This window comes from Mycobacterium lacus (assembly GCF_010731535.1).
In the GTDB taxonomy this organism is placed as follows: Bacteria; Actinomycetota; Actinomycetes; order Mycobacteriales; family Mycobacteriaceae; genus Mycobacterium; species Mycobacterium lacus.
In genome coordinates, this window is record NZ_AP022581.1 from 2,201,204 (window position 1) to 2,222,158 (window position 20,955).

The 20,955-nt window shown below is 67.3% G+C and carries 19 protein-coding genes and 4 pseudogenes; 15 read left to right on the forward strand and 8 right to left on the reverse strand.

What is annotated here, in order from left to right:
* Window positions 1–161: 161 nt before the first annotated feature.
* Window positions 162–716 (forward strand): RNA polymerase sigma factor SigC, encoded by a 555-nt coding sequence (gene sigC, locus G6N24_RS24420; RefSeq protein ID WP_232070789.1) that lies wholly within the window; start codon window positions 162–164, stop codon window positions 714–716.
* Here sigC and G6N24_RS10010 read toward each other — a convergent pair.
* The 4 genes from G6N24_RS10010 to G6N24_RS10025 are packed head-to-tail and all read right to left on the reverse strand — an operon-like array spanning window position 713 to window position 4,158.
* Entirely contained in the window at window positions 713–1,441 is a 729-nt protein-coding gene (locus G6N24_RS10010) for a cobalt-precorrin-6A reductase (protein WP_139822158.1), read from the reverse strand. The genes sigC and G6N24_RS10010 overlap by 4 nt on opposite strands.
* Window positions 1,438–2,190 carry a precorrin-4 C(11)-methyltransferase gene (gene cobM, locus G6N24_RS10015; protein ID WP_085155774.1) on the reverse strand — a complete coding sequence of 251 codons (753 nt, stop codon included), beginning with the start codon at window positions 2,188–2,190 and terminating at the stop codon, window positions 1,438–1,440. Before cobM ends, G6N24_RS10010 begins: the two co-directional genes overlap by 4 nt.
* Entirely contained in the window at window positions 2,187–3,359 is a 1,173-nt protein-coding gene (cbiE, locus tag G6N24_RS10020) for a precorrin-6y C5,15-methyltransferase (decarboxylating) subunit CbiE (RefSeq protein WP_085155755.1), read from the reverse strand. The genes cobM and cbiE overlap by 4 nt, the downstream gene beginning before the upstream one ends.
* A gap of 49 nt (window positions 3,360–3,408) precedes the next feature.
* Window positions 3,409–4,158: an SDR family NAD(P)-dependent oxidoreductase gene (locus G6N24_RS10025; protein ID WP_085155759.1), complete on the reverse strand. Its 750-nt coding sequence runs from the start codon at window positions 4,156–4,158 to the stop codon at window positions 3,409–3,411.
* 10 nt (window positions 4,159–4,168) lie between these two features.
* Between G6N24_RS10025 and G6N24_RS10030 the strand changes: the two genes are divergently transcribed.
* Window positions 4,169–4,606, forward strand: coding sequence for a F420-dependent biliverdin reductase (locus G6N24_RS10030; RefSeq protein WP_372514565.1), 438 nt, complete (start codon window positions 4,169–4,171; stop codon window positions 4,604–4,606).
* Window positions 4,607–4,613: 7 nt separating this feature from the next.
* On the opposite strand, the pseudogene G6N24_RS10035 reads toward G6N24_RS10030, so the two are convergent.
* A pseudogene (locus tag G6N24_RS10035) lies at window positions 4,614–5,705 on the reverse strand (hypothetical protein); the annotation flags it as partial.
* A 20-nt stretch (window positions 5,706–5,725) separates the two neighbouring features.
* Window positions 5,726–6,301, reverse strand: coding sequence for a hypothetical protein (locus tag G6N24_RS10040; protein ID WP_139822157.1), 576 nt, complete (start codon window positions 6,299–6,301; stop codon window positions 5,726–5,728).
* A gap of 242 nt (window positions 6,302–6,543) precedes the next feature.
* On the opposite strand from G6N24_RS10040, the gene G6N24_RS24425 reads away from it, so the two are divergent.
* Window positions 6,544–6,948 carry a transposase family protein gene (locus G6N24_RS24425; RefSeq protein WP_232070740.1) on the forward strand — a complete coding sequence of 135 codons (405 nt, stop codon included), beginning with the start codon at window positions 6,544–6,546 and terminating at the stop codon, window positions 6,946–6,948.
* Window positions 6,858–7,714 (forward strand): annotated as a pseudogene (locus tag G6N24_RS24430) (ISAs1 family transposase). The gene G6N24_RS24425 and the pseudogene G6N24_RS24430 overlap by 91 nt, the downstream one beginning before the upstream one ends.
* On the opposite strand, the gene G6N24_RS24435 reads toward G6N24_RS24430, so the two are convergent.
* Window positions 7,692–8,099: a TNT domain-containing protein gene (locus G6N24_RS24435; protein WP_331253228.1), complete on the reverse strand. Its 408-nt coding sequence runs from the start codon at window positions 8,097–8,099 to the stop codon at window positions 7,692–7,694. The pseudogene G6N24_RS24430 and the gene G6N24_RS24435 sit on opposite strands and share 23 nt — an antisense overlap.
* Before the next feature lie 130 nt (window positions 8,100–8,229).
* Between G6N24_RS24435 and G6N24_RS10055 the strand changes: the two are divergent.
* The 11 genes and pseudogenes from G6N24_RS10055 to G6N24_RS10105 form a co-directional block, all read left to right on the forward strand.
* Window positions 8,230–9,519 (forward strand): annotated as a pseudogene (locus tag G6N24_RS10055) (DUF5632 domain-containing protein); the annotation flags it as partial.
* 70 nt (window positions 9,520–9,589) lie between these two features.
* Window positions 9,590–10,129 (forward strand): hypothetical protein, encoded by a 540-nt coding sequence (locus tag G6N24_RS10060; RefSeq protein ID WP_163745481.1) that lies wholly within the window; start codon window positions 9,590–9,592, stop codon window positions 10,127–10,129.
* Entirely contained in the window at window positions 10,119–12,272 is a 2,154-nt protein-coding gene (locus tag G6N24_RS10065; protein ID WP_085159024.1) for a DUF5631 domain-containing protein, read from the forward strand. Before G6N24_RS10060 ends, G6N24_RS10065 begins: the two co-directional genes overlap by 11 nt.
* Window positions 12,273–12,441: 169 nt before the next feature.
* A pseudogene (locus tag G6N24_RS25790) lies at window positions 12,442–12,546 on the forward strand (hypothetical protein); the annotation flags it as partial.
* Window positions 12,547–13,265: 719 nt separating this feature from the next.
* Window positions 13,266–13,676, forward strand: a complete 411-nt coding sequence (locus G6N24_RS10075) for a hypothetical protein (RefSeq protein WP_139822305.1) — start codon at window positions 13,266–13,268, stop codon at window positions 13,674–13,676.
* A 263-nt stretch (window positions 13,677–13,939) separates the two neighbouring features.
* Window positions 13,940–15,886, forward strand: a complete 1,947-nt coding sequence (locus G6N24_RS10080) for a putative alpha/beta hydrolase (RefSeq protein ID WP_085159028.1) — start codon at window positions 13,940–13,942, stop codon at window positions 15,884–15,886.
* Window positions 15,855–16,427, forward strand: coding sequence for a hypothetical protein (locus tag G6N24_RS10085; RefSeq protein ID WP_232070744.1), 573 nt, complete (start codon window positions 15,855–15,857; stop codon window positions 16,425–16,427). Before G6N24_RS10080 ends, G6N24_RS10085 begins: the two co-directional genes overlap by 32 nt.
* A gap of 131 nt (window positions 16,428–16,558) precedes the next feature.
* Window positions 16,559–16,951 carry a hypothetical protein gene (locus G6N24_RS10090; protein ID WP_232070745.1) on the forward strand — a complete coding sequence of 131 codons (393 nt, stop codon included), beginning with the start codon at window positions 16,559–16,561 and terminating at the stop codon, window positions 16,949–16,951.
* Between the two features lie 104 nt (window positions 16,952–17,055).
* Window positions 17,056–17,265, forward strand: a complete 210-nt coding sequence (locus tag G6N24_RS10095; protein WP_163745482.1) for a DUF2563 family protein — start codon at window positions 17,056–17,058, stop codon at window positions 17,263–17,265.
* Window positions 17,265–19,235: a putative alpha/beta hydrolase gene (locus G6N24_RS10100; RefSeq protein WP_085159034.1), complete on the forward strand. Its 1,971-nt coding sequence runs from the start codon at window positions 17,265–17,267 to the stop codon at window positions 19,233–19,235. The genes G6N24_RS10095 and G6N24_RS10100 overlap by 1 nt, the downstream gene beginning before the upstream one ends.
* Window positions 19,216–19,794 carry a hypothetical protein gene (locus G6N24_RS10105; RefSeq protein WP_085159036.1) on the forward strand — a complete coding sequence of 193 codons (579 nt, stop codon included), beginning with the start codon at window positions 19,216–19,218 and terminating at the stop codon, window positions 19,792–19,794. The genes G6N24_RS10100 and G6N24_RS10105 overlap by 20 nt, the downstream gene beginning before the upstream one ends.
* A 21-nt stretch (window positions 19,795–19,815) precedes the next feature.
* Here the strand turns inward: G6N24_RS10105 and G6N24_RS10110 are convergent, their stop codons facing one another.
* Window positions 19,816–20,940, reverse strand: a complete 1,125-nt coding sequence (locus G6N24_RS10110; protein ID WP_085159054.1) for a M24 family metallopeptidase — start codon at window positions 20,938–20,940, stop codon at window positions 19,816–19,818.
* Window positions 20,941–20,955 lie beyond the last annotated feature (15 nt).

The following is a 20,955-nucleotide window of genomic DNA, read 5'->3' on the forward strand; positions in this document are numbered from 1 at the left end:
GCGGGTCGCGGCGATCGCGGCCAAACGACGGCGAACCCGTCACGCCCACCCCGCCGACAGCCGCGTCACACGGTCGGCGCCGCGGACACCTCTGGCCGATCAACCGTTCTACGACAGCCGGTCGTAGGCAGGGCGCGCCTTCCCGTTTAAGGTGGATGCCCATGAGCGCGTCCAGCGACGACGAGGCCGTTACCGCGCTCGCCTTGGCGGCCGCGGCCGGGGACTCGCGGGCGCTCGAGGCGTTCATCAAGGCCACCCAGCAAGACGTGTGGCGGTTTGTCACCTATCTGTCGGACGCGGCCAGCGCGGACGACCTGACACAGGAAACCTTCCTGCGGGCGATCGGCGCCATCCAGCGGTTCTCCGGGCGCTCCACCGCCCGGACCTGGCTGCTGGCCATCGCGCGCCGGGTGGTCGCCGATCACATCCGCCACATCCAATCGCGGCCCCGCGCCGCCGACGGCGCCGATCCCGAACACCTGCTCGCCAGCGATCGCCACGCCCGCGGCTTCGAAGACCTCGTCGAAGTGACCACGATGATCGCCGACCTCACCGCCGAGCAACGCGAAGCGCTGCTGCTCACGCAGCTCCTTGGCCTGTCCTACGCGGACGCCGCGGCGGTGTGCGGCTGCCCGGTGGGCACCATCCGGTCCCGCGTCGCCCGAGCGCGCGATGCCCTGCTCGCCGACGACGAGCGCGACGACCTGACCGGTTAGCGCAGTCTGGCGACCCAATCGGCGGCTTCGCCGACGGTGCCGACCGCCGTCACCCCGGCCGGCAATGGCGGCCGCGCCACCATCACCACCGATATATCCAGTGCGGCAGCCGCATCCAGCTTCGCCCGGGTCATGTCGCCGCCGCTGTTCTTGGTGACCAGCGCGTCGATGCGGTGCTCGCCGAGGAGCGCGATTTCGTCGTCGTAGCGATACGGCCCGCGGGACAGCACCAGCTGGTGGCGACGCGGCAACAAGGCACCGTCGGGGGCGGTCACCGCGCGGATCAAAAACCAGGCGTCGCTGTCGGCGAAGGCCGCGACGCCCGAGCGACCGGTGGTGAGAAAGACCCGTGAATAGCGTTGCCGGGCAATGGCTTCTGCCGCTTCGACGTCGGAGGCCACGACGGTGGCGGCACCGGGATCCCACGCCGGGCGGGCCAGCACCAGGTGGGGCAGCCGCAACTGGGTGCACACCTCGGCCGCGTGCGCGGTGATGGTCGCCGCGAACGGGTGGGTGGCGTCGACGACGGCGTCGATGCGCTCCGCGTGCAGCCAGCGTCGCAGCCCGTCGACACCGCCGAACCCGCCGATGCGCACCGGGCCGACCGGCAGGGCCGGGTCCGGCACCCGGCCGGCCAGGGAGCTCACGATGTCGACGTGGGGGTGCAGGCTTTTCGCCAGCGCGCGCCCCTCGGCCGTGCCGCCGAGCAGCAGCACCCGCATCAGTGGGTCCCCCGGATGCGCCCAGTCGAGTACAGGTAGCTGTCGGTGAACCCCTCGGCGGCCAGCACGTCCCCGACGACGATGACGGCGGTCTTGGTGATGTCGGCGTCGTGCATCCGGGTGGCGATGTCGGCCAGGGTGCCGCGCAGCACGGTCTGCTGTGGCCAGCTCGCGAAAGCCACTACCGCGGCCGGTGTTTCGGGTCGGTAGCACCCGACCACCAGTTGGCCGACGATGTGGTCGATCTGGGCTGCCGCCAGGTGCAGGACGAGGGTCCCGCCGGTTTTGGCCAGCGTGGCCAGGTTTTCGCCGAGCGGCATCGGTGTCGACAGGGTCGCCACGCGGGTCAGCGTCACCGTCTGCGCGACACCGGGGACGGTGAGCTCGCGTCCCAGCGCCGCGGCCGCCGCGGCGAAAGCCGGTACGCCCGGGACGATTTCGTAGTCGATGCCCCGCGCGTCGAGTTGGCGGCACTGCTCGGCCAGCGCGCTGTAGAGCGATGGGTCACCGGAGTGCAGCCGCGCCACGTCGCGACCGGCGGCGTCGGCGTCGGCGAGTTCGGTGACGATCTGTTCGAGCGTGAGCGGACCGGTGTCGACGATCCTCGCGCCGGGCGGGCACTGGGCCAGCAGGTCGTCGGGCATGATCGAACCCGCATACAGGCACACCGGGCATCTTCGAAGCAGCCGTTGGCCACGGACGGTGATCAGGTCCGCGGCGCCGGGGCCCGCGCCGATGAAATACACGGTCACCGCTTGCTCACCACCCACTGGGTGACCGGCAGCTGCGGACGCCAGCCGGTGAAGCCGCCCAGCGGCTCGGCCCGGTAGTGCTGGAAGCGCCTTAGCTCGCCTTTGTGTCGCGAATAGGCTTGTGCCAGTACGGCTTCCGATTCCGCGGTGACGGCGTTGGCGACGAGGCGTCCTTGCGTCGGCAGGCGGTCGAGGCAGGCGTCGAGGAGTCCGGGCTGGGTCAGCCCGCCACCGACGAAGATGACGGACGGCTCGGGGGCGCCGTCGAACTGGCCGGGCGCATCGGCGCGCACGTCGATTTCCACGCCGGAGGCGGCGGCGTTGAATCCGATGTTGAGGCGGCGCCGCTCGTCGCGTTCGAACGCGACCGCGGTGCAGTGCGGCCAGCTTCGGCACCACTCGACGCCGATGCTGCCCGAGCCCGCGCCGACATCCCACAACCGCTGCCCGGGCCGCGGCGCCAGCGCCGCCAAGGTGACCGCCCGGATCCCGTGCTTGGTGATCTGGCCGTCGTGGACGAAGGCGTCGTCGGGCAGGGATGAGACGCGCTCGTCGGGCAGGTAGCGGACGGCGATCACGTTGAGGTCGTCGATGTCGTCCTGGGTGGCGGTGGCCCAGTCCCGCGCGGTGCCGTCGCGGCGGCGTTCGCCCGGGCCGCCGAGCTGTTCGAGCACGCTGAGCTCGGAGTCGCCGCGGCCGTGGGCGTTGAGCAGCACCGCCAGGGCCTTCGGCGTGGACCGGTCGCTCGACAGCACGATCGCCCGGCCGCCGCGGCGCACCGCCGTGCGCGGCTGCGCGGTGACGAGGCTGATGACCTCGGTGTCGTGGGCGTTCCACCCCATTCGTGCGCAGGCCAGCGTCACCGCGGAGACGTGGGGCAGCACTCTTACTTTGGCGGCGCCGTGTAACCGGATCAGGGTGCCGCCGATGCCGTGCAGCAGCGGGTCGCCGCTAGCGACCACGTGCACGTCGGCGCCGTCGACGGGCAGCGCCTGCAGCGCGGGCAGCATCGGCGACGGCCACTGGCGGCGCGGCGCGGGCACGGTATCGTCGAGCAGGTCGAGCTGTCGTCTTGATCCGTAAATCACTGTGGCCCTTCGTAATTCGGAGCGTGATGCCTCCGATAGCCCGGCCATCCCGTCGGCGCCGATGCCGACCACGACGATCATAAGCGCCGCTCCTCCCCATCGCTTCGCTCTGCATCGTCGCCGGCGCGGATCATCGCGGCATCCGGCGCCACACGAACTGCGGCAGCAGCCGCATCGCGAAGAACATCGGCCGCAGCGCCCACGGTATCCAGACGGTGCGCCGCCCCTTGGTCAACGCGCGTGCGGTGGCGGCGGCCACCTGCGCAGGGGTGCTGGATAGCGGCGCGGGCGTCATGCCCGCGGTCATGCGCCCGACGACGAACCCCGGCCGCGCGATCAGCAACCGCACCCCCGAGCCGTGCAGCGCGTCGGCCAACCCGCTGGCGAAGCCGTCCAGGCCGGCCTTGGCCGAGCCGTAGACGTAATTCGCACGGCGCACCCGCACCCCGGCCACCGAGGAGAACACCACCAGTGATCCCTTGTTCGCCGTGCGCATCGCGGCGGCCAGATGGGTGAGCATGCTGACCTGGGCGACGTAGTCGGTGTGCACGACGGCTATCGCATGCGCTGCGTCCGTTTCGGCGCGGGCCTGGTCCCCGAGGATCCCGAAGGCCAGCACCGCGGTGGCGATGGGGCCGTAGTCGGCGATGATCGAGGCGACCAGCGGACCGTGCGAGGCCAGGTCGTCGGCGTCGAACTCCCTGGTGTGGACGTTGACGGCACCGGCTTTACGGAGCGCGGCGACTTGCGCGCCGAGCTGGTCGGCTTTGCGCGCGGCCAGTATCACCGTGGCCCCGGGGGCCAGGCGTCGCGCGAGCTCGGTGCCGATCTCGCTGCGGCCGCCCAAAATTAGCACCGGACCTGCGCCCGTGTCCTCCACGGCTGCGATTATGACCTGCGCTAGCGTGGGGGCGATGCCTACCACCACCACCCGGCTCACCGAGGACGCGCTGGCGTTTCTGTCCGAACGTCATCTGGCCATGCTGACCACGCTGCGGGCCGACGGTTCGCCGCATGTGGTGGCGGTGGGGTTCACGTTCGATCCCAAGACCCATGTCGCTCGGGTCATCACCACCGGCGGCTCCCAGAAGGCGGTCAACGCCGATCGTGGCGGGTTGGCGGTTTTGAGCCAGGTCGACGGCGCCCGCTGGCTGTCGCTGGAGGGCAAGGCGTCGGTGAACAGCGAGATCGACGCCGTGCGCGACGCCGAATTGCGCTACGCCCAGCGCTACCGAACCCCGCGGCCCAACCCCCGCCGGGTGGTCATCGAGGTCCAGGTGGAGCGAGTGCTTGGGTCCTCGGATCTGCTTGACCGGGGTACGGAGTAGCTTCCGCCGGAACCGCGTAGCGCACCCATGTGCCACCGGTGGGCCCGGCCGCGGCGTGCAGGCGCGCGTTCTGGTCGCCCGTTCGGGGCAGCGCGAAGGTTACGCCGACGGCCGCCCAGGCCGACGGGGCCGCGGCGAACGTCACGGGACTCGGCGTCACGGTCCAGGTGCCGTTTGCGCTCATGCAGGCGGCGCGATGCGCGTCGCCGCAGGGCGCGGCGACCCAGCGACCGTCCGCTCCCTGCAGGGCGCAGGTTCCGGCGCCCGGGCGCGGTTCGCCCGGTGCCCAGCTCCATAGCGAGGCCTGGATACGCCCGTCCTCGGGGAGCAGCTGGTCGAGGCCGAACAGGTTGACGCCGCAGTCGGTCATCGCCCGCACCTTCGCCGGGGTGAGCGCCTCCGGATTGGCGGGTGGCCGGGTCGGGTTGACCAGGGCCGCGACGAGCGTGGAGTCCTCGTAGTAGCGGACCAGTCTGGAGGCGTAGACGGGGGTGCCGTAGCTGGCATCGCACGTCGGGTACGGCCGGTACCCGGAGGTCGAGCCATTTTGCACCTCTTCGTTGGTCCAGTCGAAGACGGTGGTCGACCAGCCCAGGACGCAGGAGCTGACGAGCACGACCCGCGCGCCGGAGGCACGGACGTCGTCGCGCGACACGTCACGCGGCAGCGGGACGCAGCCGTTGGCGGCGCGCTGGCCCGGGTCGGGGTGATAGATGAGGCTTGTTCCGTTCGGGCGCCGCAGCACTTGGTCGAAGGTGGCGAGCGCCGACGCGTACGCCGTCGGGTCCTGCAATTGGTCCTCGATGAGCAGCAGGATGACCTGGCCGGCGTGCCCGGGTGCGTTCAACCAAGTCGCGATCTCCGGCAGCACCTTGGCGAAGAGTGGTTCGGTGGTGCAACCCAGGTTCGCTTCCTTTGGCCCGAGCCCGTGGCACACGGTGACGCCCGGGGCCCCGAAGAGGTCGAGTCGGCGGATGTAGTGCAGGTCCAGCTCGAGGCTGCGGACGTCGATGTCCAGCTGTTGGGTCATCGACAGCTGCTGGTTCGAGTCGGCGTGCGAGACCGTGAACGCTTGGCTGAGGCTGTTGAGCGAGTCGTGGTAACTAGCCTGGCAGTTCGTCAGCTTGGTTCGGCATTCAACCGCGCCGTAACGCTCTCGGGAAAGCCTTCGAGAAGCACGGCATCTAACTCGTCATACGAGAGCGGAAGGATGTGACTGTACGGCACATCACCGCGCGTCATGACAAAGTAAGCATTGGGATTGCTCCGCAGTACATATTTGACCACCTGATCACTTTGAACATAGGCATCTACCCGGGGATCGAGGCCCGCGTCGTCCCATCGCCAACTTATGGGTTCCAGTCGGCAACTAATTCGGAGCGATTCCGCTACTTCATAGATCATGTATTTCCCGGCATCTTGAATTCGCGCAAAAGTTCCTTGAGCCGATTCAATCGGAGTTACGCTGCGCTCCGTTGAAGCTCGTAGACACCGATAATGGTCCTCTGCGGTGGCCTCGAGCATGAAAGCCCACCAATCCGGATAGGGATAGCCGTAACGAAAGTATAAGCGACCGCCATTCAAGTCAGCGTCATCGGGTGCCGATTTGCCTGCATAGCAGTATATTTGTCGCCACCTATTATATCGATCAATCAATTCAACAACAGCAGGATCAGCTGCTTTCAAGACCACCATGTGGCTCCTTCAAATCTGGACGACCAGTATATCATTTTGGTGGATCGACTTCTTTTAGTAGTCGCGCTTTAATCAATTCCTCAACCGGAACCGGCCGTCCGGTCTTCGTGTCAAGGACGATCCATTGTTCGCCGCCGCCGGGCTCAGGGCGCCGGAAAGGTTGATGCGTAGAGCTGTGACCTCGGCCGTTATCAGTGTGTGACCGGCGTGTCGGATGTGGCGGGTGTGGCCAACGGGCTTGGATGCAGGTTGCGAAGCCAACCATCCGAACCCGAGGTCACACCCACGTGCCATCTTCTCCGACGCCGCCTGCCGATGCGAACCCGACGCGCCACGAACGCCTGTTGCAAGCCCTGCAGACAGTGCCCGACCCACGCGACCGGCGCGGGGTGCGCTACTCGTTGGCCGGGGTGCTCGCACTGGCGGTCACAGCTACCTTGGCCGGGTGCCGGTCGTTCGCGGCGATCGGCCAATGGGCCGCAGAGGCGGCAAGTGGCACACTGGCTTCGTTCGGAGTCACCAGCGGCAGCGCCCGGACGAATCGACGTTGCGCAAATTGTTCGCCCGCCTCGATGCCGACGCCCTCGACCAAGCATTGGGCGTGTGGATGTGGACGCGAACCTTCACCGTCGAGCAGCGTCGCGTGATCGCCATCGACGGCAAGACGATCCGAGGCGCGCGCACCCGCGCTGGTGGCAAGGCCCCACACCTGATCGCCGCATTCGACCACGGTGCCGGAGTCGTGCTAGGACAGGTGGCCGTCGACGCAAAGAGCAACGAAATACCCGCTGCGCGAACACTGTTGAGGCATCTCGATCTCGACGATGCAGTGGTGACCCTCGATGCGATGCACACCAAACCGATACCGCCACACTCATCACCGGCGCAGGCGGCGACTACGTGTTCACAGTGAAGGCGAATATGCCGACCCTGCACCACAAGCTCAAGACACTGCCCTGGAAGGACATGCCCGCCCACACGACCCGGGCCGCTGAGCGTGGCCGACACATCACCCGTTCGATCAAGGTCGCCGACGTTCCCGACTGGATCGACTTTCCCGGTGCAACCCAAGTCGCCCAGCTGCGCCGCACCGTCACCGTTGACGGAAGCAAAACCGTCGAGGTCGTGTACCTGATCACCTCAGCAAACCACACGGCCGCACCGCCCCAGCGGCTCGCCACCTGGGTCCAAGGGCACTGGAGCATAGAAAATCGCCTCCACTGGGTCCGAGACGTCACCTTCGCCGAGGACTCCTCGCAGGTACGCACCGGCCAAGCACCACGGGTGATGGCCACCTGCCGCAACCTCGCCATCGGCATCCTGCGAATCACCGGCTGGGACAACATCGCCGCCGGCCTACGCCACCACGCCACACACCCAGACCATGCCCTCAAACTGGTCCTGACCTCATGAGACGCGACTTTTCCGGCACCCTGCCGCCGGGCTGACCGAATGCATCCTTGGCAGAGCCATGCAACACCAGCCAATCCTTGCCCGGCGGGACTGATCTGCCGGTACCTTCGAATACGTGGTATTGCGCTGCTAGGCCAGGAGGAGTTGCACGTTCCACTAGCGGGGTTCCCTCAGGCGACAGGTAGCCTCCTGCGTTTGACCCGAGGCGGTCGAGCCGGAGATCGGTGGGGATGTGATTGGTCTCCAACGGATCTCCCGCGAATCCATTGTTGGGAGCTTGAACGTCCCAATCCCACCGTATTTCGCCGCTTGAGCCCGCAATCGTGAATTCCCTTTCGAATTCCTGCACGGTTCGTCCAGCTAACGGTTCGTAGCCCTCAAACACACTGGGCGGAACACCCCCGTCCGCCAATCGCGAGAACTCAGCACCTGGATACTTTAGGACCCGCAATGCATCAGCGGCGGGCAATGAGTAGTCGATGCCTGGAACCTTCGTTGGGGTTGGTGGTCCATGACCAACGCCGGTCCCATCAGGCGTTTCACCGGTAATGCCAGCATCCCCAGTCACCCGGTACCGTCACACCACCGTCACCACCAGGTGCGCCAACCGCGGTTGGCATTAGCGGCCCGTCGTTGCCGGCCGCTGTGCCGCCGGCGGCGGCGTCTTCCGCACCGCTCTCACCGCAGTCGTTGGGCCAGTCGTTCACCACCGGCATGATGACCGGCGCGCCGGCGGCCGCCGGTGCGCAGTCGTTGTCGGAGGGCGCGATGCACGCGGCCTCCGAACCCCTGTCGTCGGCCGCGCCGCCGGCGACATCGCCGGTGATGGCCACCCCGACAGTCCCGGCCACGACGGCCGCGCTGCCGCATTGGCAAGACGCCGGCCCGGCGGCTGCAAGCCCGGCGCCGGTGGCGCCATCACCCACGGATAGCGGCATGACCCCGGTAGCGCCCGTGATGGCCGCCGGCGCGCCCGCCAGTTCCGTCGCACCGCTAACCGCCGGCGCCCCGGCGGGACCGCTGCCGGCCTACGGCTCCGACCTGCGCCCACCGGTCGTTACCCCACCCGCAGCCCCGTCGGTCCCCGCCGGTCCGGTCTCGGGGGCCGCGGTAGCGCCCTCGTCGCCTGCAGCCGGGGGTTCGGTGATGTCGCCCGTCGTCAAATCCGACGCGCAAGCCACCACCCCGGGTCAACCCCCCAGCGGCGCCCCGCCAATCGCCGGAGCCACCGCCGCGGCCACGGCCGGAGCCACCGCCGGCGACACCGCCAGCCGAACCGCCGAGCAGCAACGCCTGCGGCGCATCGTCGACGCGGTAGCCCGCCAAGAACCGGGCTTAGCGTGGGCGGCCGGGCTGCGCGAGGACAACCGGACCACGCTGCTGGTCACCGACCTGGCCGGCGGCTGGATACCCCCGCACATTCGGCTGCCCGCCCACGTGACGCTACTCGAGCCGGCCACCCGGCGCGCCGACGCCAACGTCGTCGACCTGCTGGGCGCCGTCGCAATCGCCGCGGCCCACCAACCCCACGGCTACCTCGGCGAACCCGAACCAGACACACCCACCCTGACCGGCGACCGCACCGCCCGCACCCTGCCCAAGATCGACGAACTCGGACCCACACTGGCCGACTCCGTGCGCCGCCGCGACGGATTACCCCGCATCGCCCAAGCGGTCGCGGTGGCCGCGACGCGCAATTACGGAGTGCCGGACAACGAGGCCGAGCTACTGCGCGACAGAGCAACCGAAATGCAACACGCGGTGCTGGCGGCCTCTTAAGTCATGACTTTGCCGCGGTTGCGGACCGGATCACCGCACGCGCTGCCGATAGGCACTGGAGTGCGCAAAAACAGCGGCGCGAATAGCCTTAGTCGGATGACGAGTACTCCCCCACCCACCACAGGCCAGTGGACACCGACCTATCCCACACACCCAGCGCGCTCACGCACCTGGCCACTCGTGGGTGTGGCCGGCCTCGCCATAGTGGCCGTTGTGCTGGGCGCCGCAGCTTTGATCGTGGCATTGACACGCCCTACGACCAGCGGGCCAGCGGCGGTCCCGGGAACGACGGCCGCACCCACGTACACCGCTGCGGAAACCGCTGCCGCGCATCAGAAGTTGTGTGACGTCTACAAGCTAGCGGCGCGCTCGGTCCAAATCGACACCCATGGTGGTGACAGGGCGCTCGCAGGGGTCGCCACTGTGAATGGGGCAGTGATGCTTGAGCAAGCAGTGAGTGCGACCCCGGCGCTAGCGCCCGCCGAGCGTGCCGCCGCGATGACACTGGCTGAGGCGTTCACCAGCGCCAGCGCGACGGCTAGCTTTCTGCACCGGGACGATCCGAAGTGGCAGGCGATGGTTGATGACGTCAACGCTAAGGACGCGCGAATGAAGGCCGTGTGCGGTGGCGGCTGACCTGCCGCCGGGCAAGTGGTCGGCGCTCTTGGTCGGCGCGTGGTGGCCCGCACGGCCCGACGCGCCGACCGCCGCGGTCACGTATTGGCGCGAGGCAGCAGAGCTCAAACGCCACGAGGCGACCGACCTACAGAACGAACGGTCACAGTTGTCCCGCAATCGGGGACGCACGGCCGACGATTTGATCGAGCGGTATTGGCGTGGCGAGCAGCGTCTGGCCACCATCGTGCGCCAGTGCGAGGTCAAAAGTGACCAAAGCGATCGAGTCGCGGATGCAGTGAATCATTTGCGTGATGGACTGACCGAGATCGCACAGTCCGGTAATCAGCAGATCGACCAGATCCTTGCTGGCAAAGGATCGATAGAGGCGAAAGTTGCGGCCGTGAACCTGGTTATCGAGGAATCCAACGCCATGGCCGCCCATGCCGGAGCAACTGCAATGTCGAACATCATTGACGCGACACAGCGAGTGCTCGACGAGACCATCGGCGGTGACGCCCGCACCTGGCTCCACGGTGTGAACCTCGACAGTCCCCCGCGGCCGCGCCCACTCACCGCAGACGACTTGCGTTCGCCGCCAGCGGATTCTCCACCAGAAGCGTCAGCATTCGGTAGTGATCAACCGGCACCGGGTGCATCGGTGCCAGGTGGCGGCGCGCCGAGGTCATCGGCACCGTCGGCCTTCGGCAGTGGTCAGCCGGCACCGGGTGCATCGGTGCCAGGTGGCGGCACACCGAGGTCATCGACAGCATCGGCGTTCGGCAGTAGCCAGCCAGCATCACCCGCCCCACCATCACCCGGTACCGTCACGCCACCGTCACCACCAGGTGCGCCAACCGCGGTTGGCATTAGCGGCCCGTCGTTGCCGGCCGCTGTGCCGCCGGCGGCGGCGTCTTCCGCACCGCTCTCACCGCAGTCGTTGGGCCAGTCGTTCACCACCGGCATGATGACCGGCGCGCCGGCGGCCGCCGGTGCGCAGTCGTTGTCGGAGGGCGCGATGCACGCGGCCTCCGAACCCCTGTCGTCGGCCGCGCCGCCGGCGACATCGCCGGTGATGGCCACCCCGACAGTCCCGGCCACGACGGCCGCGCTGCCGCATTGGCAAGACGCCGGCCCGGCGGCTGCAAGCCCGGCGCCGGTGGCGCCATCACCCACGGATAGCGGCATGACCCCGGTAGCGCCCGTGATGGCCGCCGGCCCGGCGGCTAGTTCGGCTCCGCCACTGGCCGGAAGCCCGTCGGCGGGACCGCTGCCGGCCTACGGCTCCGACCTGCGCCCACCGGTCGTCACCCCACCCGCAGCCCCGTCGGTCCCGGCCGGTCCGGTCTCGGGGGCCGCGGTAGCGCCCTCGTCGCCTGCAGCCGGGGGTTCGGTGATGTCGCCCGTCGTCAAATCCGACGCGCAAGCCACCACCCCGGGTCAACCCCCCAGCGGCGCCCCGCCAATCGCCGGAGCCACCGCCGCGGCCACGGCCGGAGCCACCGCCGGCGACACCGCCAGCCGAACCGCCGAGCAGCAACGCCTGCGGCGCATCGTCGACGCGGTAGCCCGCCAAGAACCGGGCTTAGCGTGGGCGGCCGGGCTGCGCGAGGACAACCGGACCACGCTGCTGGTCACCGACCTGGCCGGCGGCTGGATACCCCCGCATGTTCGGCTGCCCGCCCACGTGACGCTACTCGAGCCGGCCACCCGGCGCGCCGACGCCAACGTCGTCGACCTGCTGGGCGCCGTCGCAATCGCCGCGGCCCACCAACCCCACGGCTACCTCGGCGAACCCGAACCAGACACACCCACCCTGACCGGCGACCGCACCGCCCGCACCCTGCCCAAGATCGACGAACTCGGACCCACACTGGCCGACTCCGTGCGCCGCCGCGACGGATTACCCCGCATCGCCCAAGCGGTCGCGGTGGCCGCGACGCGCAATTACGGAGTGCCGGACAACGAGGCCGAGCTACTGCGCGACAGAGCAACCGAAATGCAACACGCGGTGCTGGCGGCCTACCCAAACCATGACCTCGCCGCGGTAGCCGACTGGATGCTGTTGGCCGCGATCAACGCGTTAATCGAAGGCGACCAAACGGGGGCGAACTATCACCTCGCCTGGGCAATCACCGCCACATCAACGAGGAGATCCGCATGACAATCCAGGCGTTTCCCGAGGACTATGGGGCGGCCGCCGGCAAGCCGCCACCGGCGCCGCTGGCACCGGGACCCATTCATCCCGCTCGCCAATCGACGGCTTGATGTCGGCATTTGGCGGGGCCACTAACGCCGATCTCGCCGACACCAACGCCGACATCGCGGCCGATGACGCCGATCGTCGGGCTCATGCGGCCGACGCCGCGCGCAAGTTCCCGGCGAACGAGGCCGATGCGGCGCAGCAGATGCAGGGGGTGGGCGCGCAGGGGATGGCGCAGATGATCCCGCAGATGGCGTCGGGCATCGGCGGTGCGATCAGCGGCGCGCTTGGTGGCGTCATGGGCCCGCTGACGCAGCTTCCGCAACAGGCCATGCAGGCGGGGCAGGGCGCCATGCAGCCGCTGATGAGCGCGTTCCAGCAGGCCCACGGCGCTGCAGGACTGGAGGCCGCCGACGGGGCGCGGCTCGTCGGCAGTATCGAGGGCGAACCCGGTGTTGGCGCCGGCGGTGGCGGTGGTGGTCGCGTCGGCGCCGGCGGCGGGGGCGGCGGCACCACCCCGACAGGCTATCTCGGCCCGCCACCCGTGCCGACGTCGTCGCCGCCGACGACTCCCGCCGGGGCGCCGGGCAAGTCGGTGACGGCGCCACCGAGCGGTGGCACACCGCCCGCGGCGGGGCCGACCGGCATGGCCGGTATGCCGATGGTGCCGCCGGGCGCGATGGGCGCTACAGGCGAAGGCAGCAAGGATAAGCCGGCCGAGAAGCGCATCACCGCACCCGCCGTCCCTAACGGCCAGCCGGTCAAGGGCCGCCTGACCGTGCCCCCGAGTGCGCCGGTCACAACACCCGCGGAGGGCAAGCCGGTGGTCCGCAGGCGCATCCTGCTGCCCGACGCCAAAGAATATGGCCGCACCGTCGCAGACGAGAACGCCGACGGCGGTGAGTGACCAGCCGTCCGCGGCGTTCGATGTGATTTGCGCGGCTGCAGGGCGACGTGTCAACCGACGTCGTCGCGGCCGCTGAACCCGTGCGGTACTTGCTGGATCCCCAACACGGGGACGACCTCACCTACGGCCCGCTGCATCAGGGTGTGCGCGGCGCCCGTGAGTCGGTCTACGGGCGCCTGGCTGGGCTGTGGCAGGCGCGCCGCAGGGTCACCGGCGCCGATTGCGACATGCGCGACGCGCGCACGCTGCTCGTCGATGTGGAGAACGTGTTGCTGGAGGCAGGTGCCACCGCAGGTATCGAGCAGGCCTACGCGCGAGCGCAGCGGCGGGCAATGGCCGCGGCGGTGGTTGCCCAGATTCGCGGCGACGAACTGGGTGTCGATGCCCAGCGCGACGCGGTACAACGGGCCGCGACCGATGCGCTGCACGCGTTGCTAATGCTGCTTACAGACAGGTAGACACCGCATGTGCCACCCTGGCCGCCCGCAGGCGAGCGGTGGCTTCGACTGAATTGACCGGGAACCTCGCTCAAGTTAGCCTTTGCCGAAGCTTGATGGCGGGAAGGGTCAGCGATGTTCGTCGATACTGACGCGGACGCCTTTCATCTGACGCAGACTGCGCCGATGCCAGGGATATTCGGCGACTTCGAGGCCGCGCCACACTGCTGCGGCATCGTTCAAAGAGGCGGACAAGCGCGACGCGGAGAAGCGCGGGCGGTGCGATGCAACTGCGCCACATAAGCATTCCGCTGCTGATCGCCGAGGCCGGCGGCGATCCGTGGCAGGTCAATGCCACGTTGCAAAGCGGGCGGCCGGCGCAGATTTCCGATCTCGCGCAAGCGTTTCACGATGCGGGTGCCTTCACGGCGGAGGCCGACACCGCGTTCAAGCAGGCGCTTCAGCGTTTTGAGTGGGCCTGGAATCGGGAGAACGGCGAGCATCCGATCAACGACTCCGCCGAGGTGCAGCGCGTGACCAAGTCGCTGAACCTACAGGCGGCACAACTGCCGAAGATCGCCGTCGACCTGGAAAACATCGCGGCCGCCCTGGCCGAAGCGCAACGATCTGCCGGCTGGTACATCTCAGCGCTCGAGCACGACCTGGAAGCTATTGACGACGAGATCGGCGAAGCGCTTGCCGAAGACGACAACGAATGCGCCGACGCTCTGTGCGAGGAAGCGGTTGCTGCGACCAGAGCAGTCCTGGCTCAGGTCAAGCACATTCGCGACGGCTATTCGGCGATGTTGCAGAACGGCCTAGCCAACCTGCGAACCGACGGAGCCGACCCGGCCGAGATACGAAGTGTGGATGAGCTTTTGATCCCGCCGCCCGATACCAGCCCCGAGCAAGTCAAACGGTGGTGGGATTCGCTCAGCGACGAGCAAAAGCGCTTGCTGGCCGATCAACACCCGCCGGAATTGGGCAACCTCAACGGCATTCCTGCTGAGATACGCGACACGGTCAACCAGGCGGTGATGACCGACGACCTCAATCGTGTCCTCGACGTCGCACGCCAGCGCGGGGTGTCCGAGGCCGATGTGGTCAATAATCTTGCGAAATACGGGCTTTCGGTCACCGACATCACCCGCTACACCAACGCCAAGCAAACCAAAGCGGGCCTCGACCACGGTCGCGGAACCAACGCAAGTCGCCCGCGGCCCGTCATGCTGTGGGCATACGATCCGCTGGCGTTCAACGGCAAGGGCAGGGCCGCGATCGCGATCGGAAACCCGGATCGCGCGCACAACACCGCGGTCATCGTGCCGGGCACCAACAGCAGCGTGAAGGGCGGCTGGCTGTCCGACGGGCACAACGACGCCATCAACCTCTACGACCAGTCGTCGAAAGCCGATCCAGGCCAGGCCACGGCGGTGATCGCGTGGATGGGCTACGACGCGCCCGAGTTCGACTTTCAGCATCCGGATCGCGCCGCCACCGACCCGTCGACGCTGCAACAGGTCGGCACCCCCTGGATGGCACGCCAGGGAGGCGCGCTACTCGCGGCAGATGTCAACGGCCTGGCAGTTACCCATGATGGCGCTATCCCTTCACATGTGACCGTCATCGGGCATTCCTACGGCTCGACGACGGTCGCCGACGCGTTCGCCAACAGCCGCATGCGAGCCAACGATGCCGTGCTGATCGGCTGTCCCGGAACCGATTTGGCGCGCAGCGCCGCCGACTTTCACCTCAACGGCGGAAGGCTTTATGTCGGTGCGGCCTCCACCGACGCGATCAGCTGGATCGGCGAAACAGGCAACGGTGTGCCCAACGCGGTCAACGACGGTATCGGGAGCCCGCTCGGGCCGTTGGCGGGACTCGGCGCCGACCCGGCTCATGACGGCTTTGGGTCGGTGCGGTTCCGCGCCGAAGTGGCGGGCTCGCACAACGTTGTCCCCTGGTTCAACGATCATTCGCACTACTACGACATGGGCAGCGAGGCGCTGCACAACATGACCCAAATAGCCGTCGGCCGCGGCGACAACTTGGCACCAGAAGGTATGCTGGCCCCCCACCGAGCCGACGAACGGATCTCCACTCCAACCGAGGTGCACACTCCCTTTGGAACGATTCCGCTACCGCATGTCGCGATCCGCACACCAGTCACCGTCGACCCGGAATGGGACCGGCCGGGAAATGCTGTCACCAATAACCATGATTTCAAATAGCTTCTTCTCGCGTCGCCCGCTGCCACTGGTTATCGCCACGCTGGCCACCCTCGTCTTCGTCTTAGGAGGTTGTTCGCCGATGTTCCCTTTTGCCCATGACCGGGATCGTCCCGCTCATCCGCTCTCCGACGAACAAGCCATGGCCCAGGTGATCGACCCCGCCAAGCAAATCGCGAGAGTCGCTGGCCTACAAGATGTCTCAGGGGGCTTCAGCTGGGAATCCTGCAACGACCAAGGCGACCCGCCCTACCGAGGCCGAGTGGACATGACATTCAACGTGCCCGCAGGTATAGACCACAATGCCTATTACGAGCAGATCGCCAAAACGATGGTCGCCCACGGCTGGTCAGCGGGTGCGCCTTCAGGGAAGCACCTGTTCGGTACCGTGATCCGCAAAGAGGGCGTCTGGGCGGACATCGGCATAAGTCCCTTTCTCGGCGCAGATGGGGCTGTCCAGCTGTTCGGCGAGTGCCGCAACATGAACAACCACCGCCATGACAGCAACGGATTCAGCATCGAAGACCAGTTGCGTGCGGGATGAAAGTCCGGCAAATCACCGCCACGCTGGCCGCCGTCGTCTTCGTCTTAGGAGGTTGTTCACCGATGTTTCCTTTTGCCGATGACCGGGATCATCCCGCTCATCCGCTCTCCGACGAGCAAACCAGGGCCCAAGTGATCGACCCGGCCAAGCAGATCGCGAAAGTCGCTGGCCTACCAGATGTCTCAGGGGTCTTCGGCTGGGAATCCTGCAACGACCAGGGTGACCCACCCTTCCGGGGCCGAGTTGACATGTCGTTCGACGTACCCGCCGGTGTCGACCACGACACCTACTTTGAACAAATCGCCAAAACGATGGTCACTCACGGCTGGTCCGCCGGCCCACCAACGGGCAAGCACCTGTTCGGAACGGTCATCCACAAAGATGGCGTCATGGCGATCATCGGCAAAAGCGGCGGCATGTACAAAGACGGCTCAGTCGACCTTTTCGGCGAGTGCCGCAACATGGGCGAACACCGCCACGACGGCAAATGGTACGACGTCACCGACCAGCTGCAGGCGGGATGAGGGCCCGCGAGATAACCGCGCGTTCTGCTCACTGTCTTTGTCCTAACGCATCGACAGCTGCCCGCCTGTCGTGTCGATCGGCAATTCCGTGGTGCGACGCTGGTTTGCTGCACTCGGGGGCAACGGCGGTGTTCAGTGACTTTCCCGCCGTCGAGACGTTTCACGACGCGGTCAGCGCGGCGCACGCCCGACATGTGAGAACCTTGCGCGCCCGCCAGGAGGCGCTGACCGAAGCCGGACGCAGTGGGCACCGGGCTGCCATGGTGTTCACCGACATGGATGACGGCAACGCCATCGGACTGCGGGTGGTGTGATGCAGCTGCGTTACATAGGCATCCCGCTGCTGATCGCCGAGGCAGGCGGTGATCCCTGGGCGATCAATCAAAGCCTGCAAGCTGGTCGCCCAGCGCAGATTTCCGATCTAGCGGAGGCCTTTCACGCTGCAGGCCGATGCACCGCCGAGGCCGACGCCGCCTTCGATCAAGCCCGGCGCCGCTTTGAGGCAGCCTGGAATCGAGAGAGTGGCGACCATCCGATCAACGACTCCGCCGAGGTGCAGCGGGTGACCAAGTCACTGGGTGCGCAGTCCTTACAATTACCCAAGATCGGGGTCGACTTGGAAAACATCGCGGCCGCCCTGGCCGAGGCGCAACGCACCGCAGGCGGGCAGATCGCGACCCTAGCGGCTCGGTTGCAACAGCTCGACAACGAAATCGGTCAAGCGCTGGAACTGGAGAAAGACGCACGCCTCACCGCGGCCGAGAGATCCGAGCTTGATGCGCTGATCTCCACTCTTGAACAGGACGCTATTGACGACACCAAATCCACTCTGGGCCAGCTTGAGTCAATACGCAACGGCTACTCGGATTACTTGGAGAGATCACTGACCACGCTGCGCACCGACGGGTACGACCCGGCGGCTATCCAAGGCTTGGACGCCCCGGAATCGCCGCTGAAACCTGAAGAACCGATTCAGATTCCGCCATCAGGCACCAGCGCAGAGGACGTGCACAAGTGGTGGACGTCGCTGACACCCGAGGAGCGGCAACGTCTGCTCGCCGAGCAACCCGAGCAGATCGGCAACCTCAACGGCGTTCCAGTCAGCGCGCGCAGCGATGCCAATATCGCGGTGATGACCCAGGACCTCACTCGGCTCCGCGACATCGCCAGCCGATACGGCGTGTCGGCAGACGACGTGGTGGGTAATCCGGCGAAGTATGGCCTGTCAGCCACCGACATCACCCGCTATCGGAACGCCGATCAGACCAAGCAGGGCCTCGACCACGACGTGGGTAACGATTCCCTCCACCCCAACCCGGTGTACCTGTTCGCCTACGACCCGCTGGCGTTCGGCGGTAAGGGGCGCGCCGCGATCGCCATCGGGAACCCGGACACCGCGAAAAGCACCGCCGTGATCGTGCCCGGCACCAGCAGCAGCGTGAAAGGCGGCTGGCTGCACGACGGCCACAACGACGCGCTCAACCTCTACGGTCAAGCCAATGCCGCCGACCCGAAAAACCCCACGGCGGTGATCGCCTGGATGGGCTATGACGCCCCCAACGACTTCACCGATCCACGGATCGCCACCCCAATGCTGGCCCGAACCGGCGGTGCGGCACTGGCGCAGGACGTCAACGGTTTGTGGGCAACACACCTCGGCGACGGCCGGCATGTCACCGTGCTGGGCCACTCCTACGGCTCGACCACGGTGGCCGACGCTTTCGCCCTGGGCGGCATGCACGCCAACGACGCTGTGCTCTTGGGCTGCCCCGGAACCGACCTGGCCCGCAGCGCCGCCAGCTTTCACCTGGACGGCGGCCGCGTGTACGTGGGAGACGCCTCCACCGACCCAATCGGCATGCTCGGGCAGCTGGATGGCCTCAGCAACTATGTGAACAGGGACAACATTGGCGGTCAGCTGCTCGGTTTAACCGCCGGCCTGGGCACCGACCCTGCCGGCGACGGATTCGGATCGGTGCGGTTTCGCGCCGAAGTACCCGGCTCCGACGCCATTAACCCCCACGACCATTCGCATTACTACCATCCCGGCAGCGAGGCCTTGCACAGCATGGCCGACATCGCCTCGGGCCACGGCGACACGCTGGCATCCGACGGCATGTTGGCCCAACCTCGTCATCAGCCAAGCGTGGAGATCAACATTCCGGGCCTGGGTTCGGTCAGCGTCGATATCCCGGGCACGCCGGCCAGCGTCGACCCGGAGTGGGGTCGCCCCCCGGGATCTATCACCGACGATCATGTTTTCGATGACCAACACCACCACTGACCGACGGCACTTCGTGTCACGGCAAGCACTGCTGGCCGCGGCAGCCGTCGTCGCCATGTTGTTAGGAGGATGTGCGCTGGTGATGCCCAAACCACATTCCGCGGGTTCCTCTAATCCATGGGACGACTCCGCCCACCCGCTCACCGACGATCAAACCATGGCCCAGGTGATCGAGCCGGCCAAACAAATCGTCGCCGCCGCCGACCTGCAGGGTGTTAGCGGGGGATTCTCGTTCGCCTCCTGCAACGACCAAGGCGATCCGCCCTATATGGGCTGGGTCTCGATGAGCTTCCTCTTGCACGGCGAACCCGACGCGTACTTTCAGCAGGTTCGGGCTGCGATGCGGTCACACGGCTGGAACGACGGCGCCCCACCGGGTCAGCACTTCCACGGCACAACCCTGCATAAGAACGGCGTAACCGCGAACATGAGTTTCGTACCGTCCGACCACAGTTACGGACAAATCAACCTGTATGGCCAATGCCGCAACACGACGAACCACCGCAATGACGGCAAGACCAACAGCACCGACATCACCAACGAACTAGTCACGCCATGAAGACGGCCACCCGCGCTCACATCAACCCGGCACCACGACCAACTCGCGCGGCCGGTTGTTGAGCGAGACCGCGCCATCCTCGGTCACGATCACGATGTCCTCGATGCGGGCACCCCAGCGGCCCGGGAAGTAGATGCCGGGCTCGATGGAAAATGCCATGCCCGCGGCCAGCGGCAGCTGATTGCCGGCGACGATGTAGGGCTCTTCGTGCACGGACAGCCCGATGCCGTGCCCGGTGCGGTGCACGAAATGCTCGGAGAGTCCGGCCTCGGCCAGCACATCGCGGGCCGCGGCGTCGACCTCCGAGGCAACCACACCGGGACGAACCGCGTCAAACGCCGCGCGCTGGGCCCGTTGCAATATCGAATACCGTTGCGCCACATCAGAATCAGGCTCGCCGATGCTGTAGGTGCGCGTCGAGTCGGAGTGGTATCCGGGCTCATAAGTACCTCCGATGTCGACGACGACAACGTCGCCGACCGCCAGCCGTCGATCCGAATATCCGTGGTGCGGGTCGGCCCCGTGCGGGCCGGAGCCGACGATGACGAACGCCACCTCCGAATGCCCTTCGGCGACAATCGCTTCGGCAATGTCGGCGGCGACCTCGGCCTCGGTGCGGCCCGGGATCAACAATTCCGGCACCCGGGCGTGAACCCGGTCGATGGCCGCACCGGCCTTGCGCAGCGCATCAATCTCGCCCTCCTCCTTGATCATTCGGAGCTCACTTAGCACATTGGTCGCCAGCACCGGCAGCACTCCGAGCGTGATGGCCAGCGGCAACAGGTGCAGCGCCGGTATCGAATCGGTGACGGCGGTCGCGGCGGGCGAGCCGCCCAAAGCGATCGTCACCAACCGGTACGGATCGTCGCCGTCGACCCAGTTCCGCACCTGTAGACCCAGTTCCGCAACGGCGGACTCCTTGAGCGAAGCCAGCTCCAGCCGCGGCACCACGACCGTCGGATCGCCGGAGGCCGGCAAGACCAGCGCGGTGAGTCGCTCGAACGTCTGCGCGCGCGAGCCGATGAGGTAACGCAGGTCGTAGCCCGGGGTGATCACCAGACCGGTGAGGCCGCTCTCGGCGGTCGCGGCCCTCGCCGCGGCCAACCGGCGGGCATACACCTCGGTGTTGAATCGGCGAGAAGCCATGGCTGGCAGGATAGC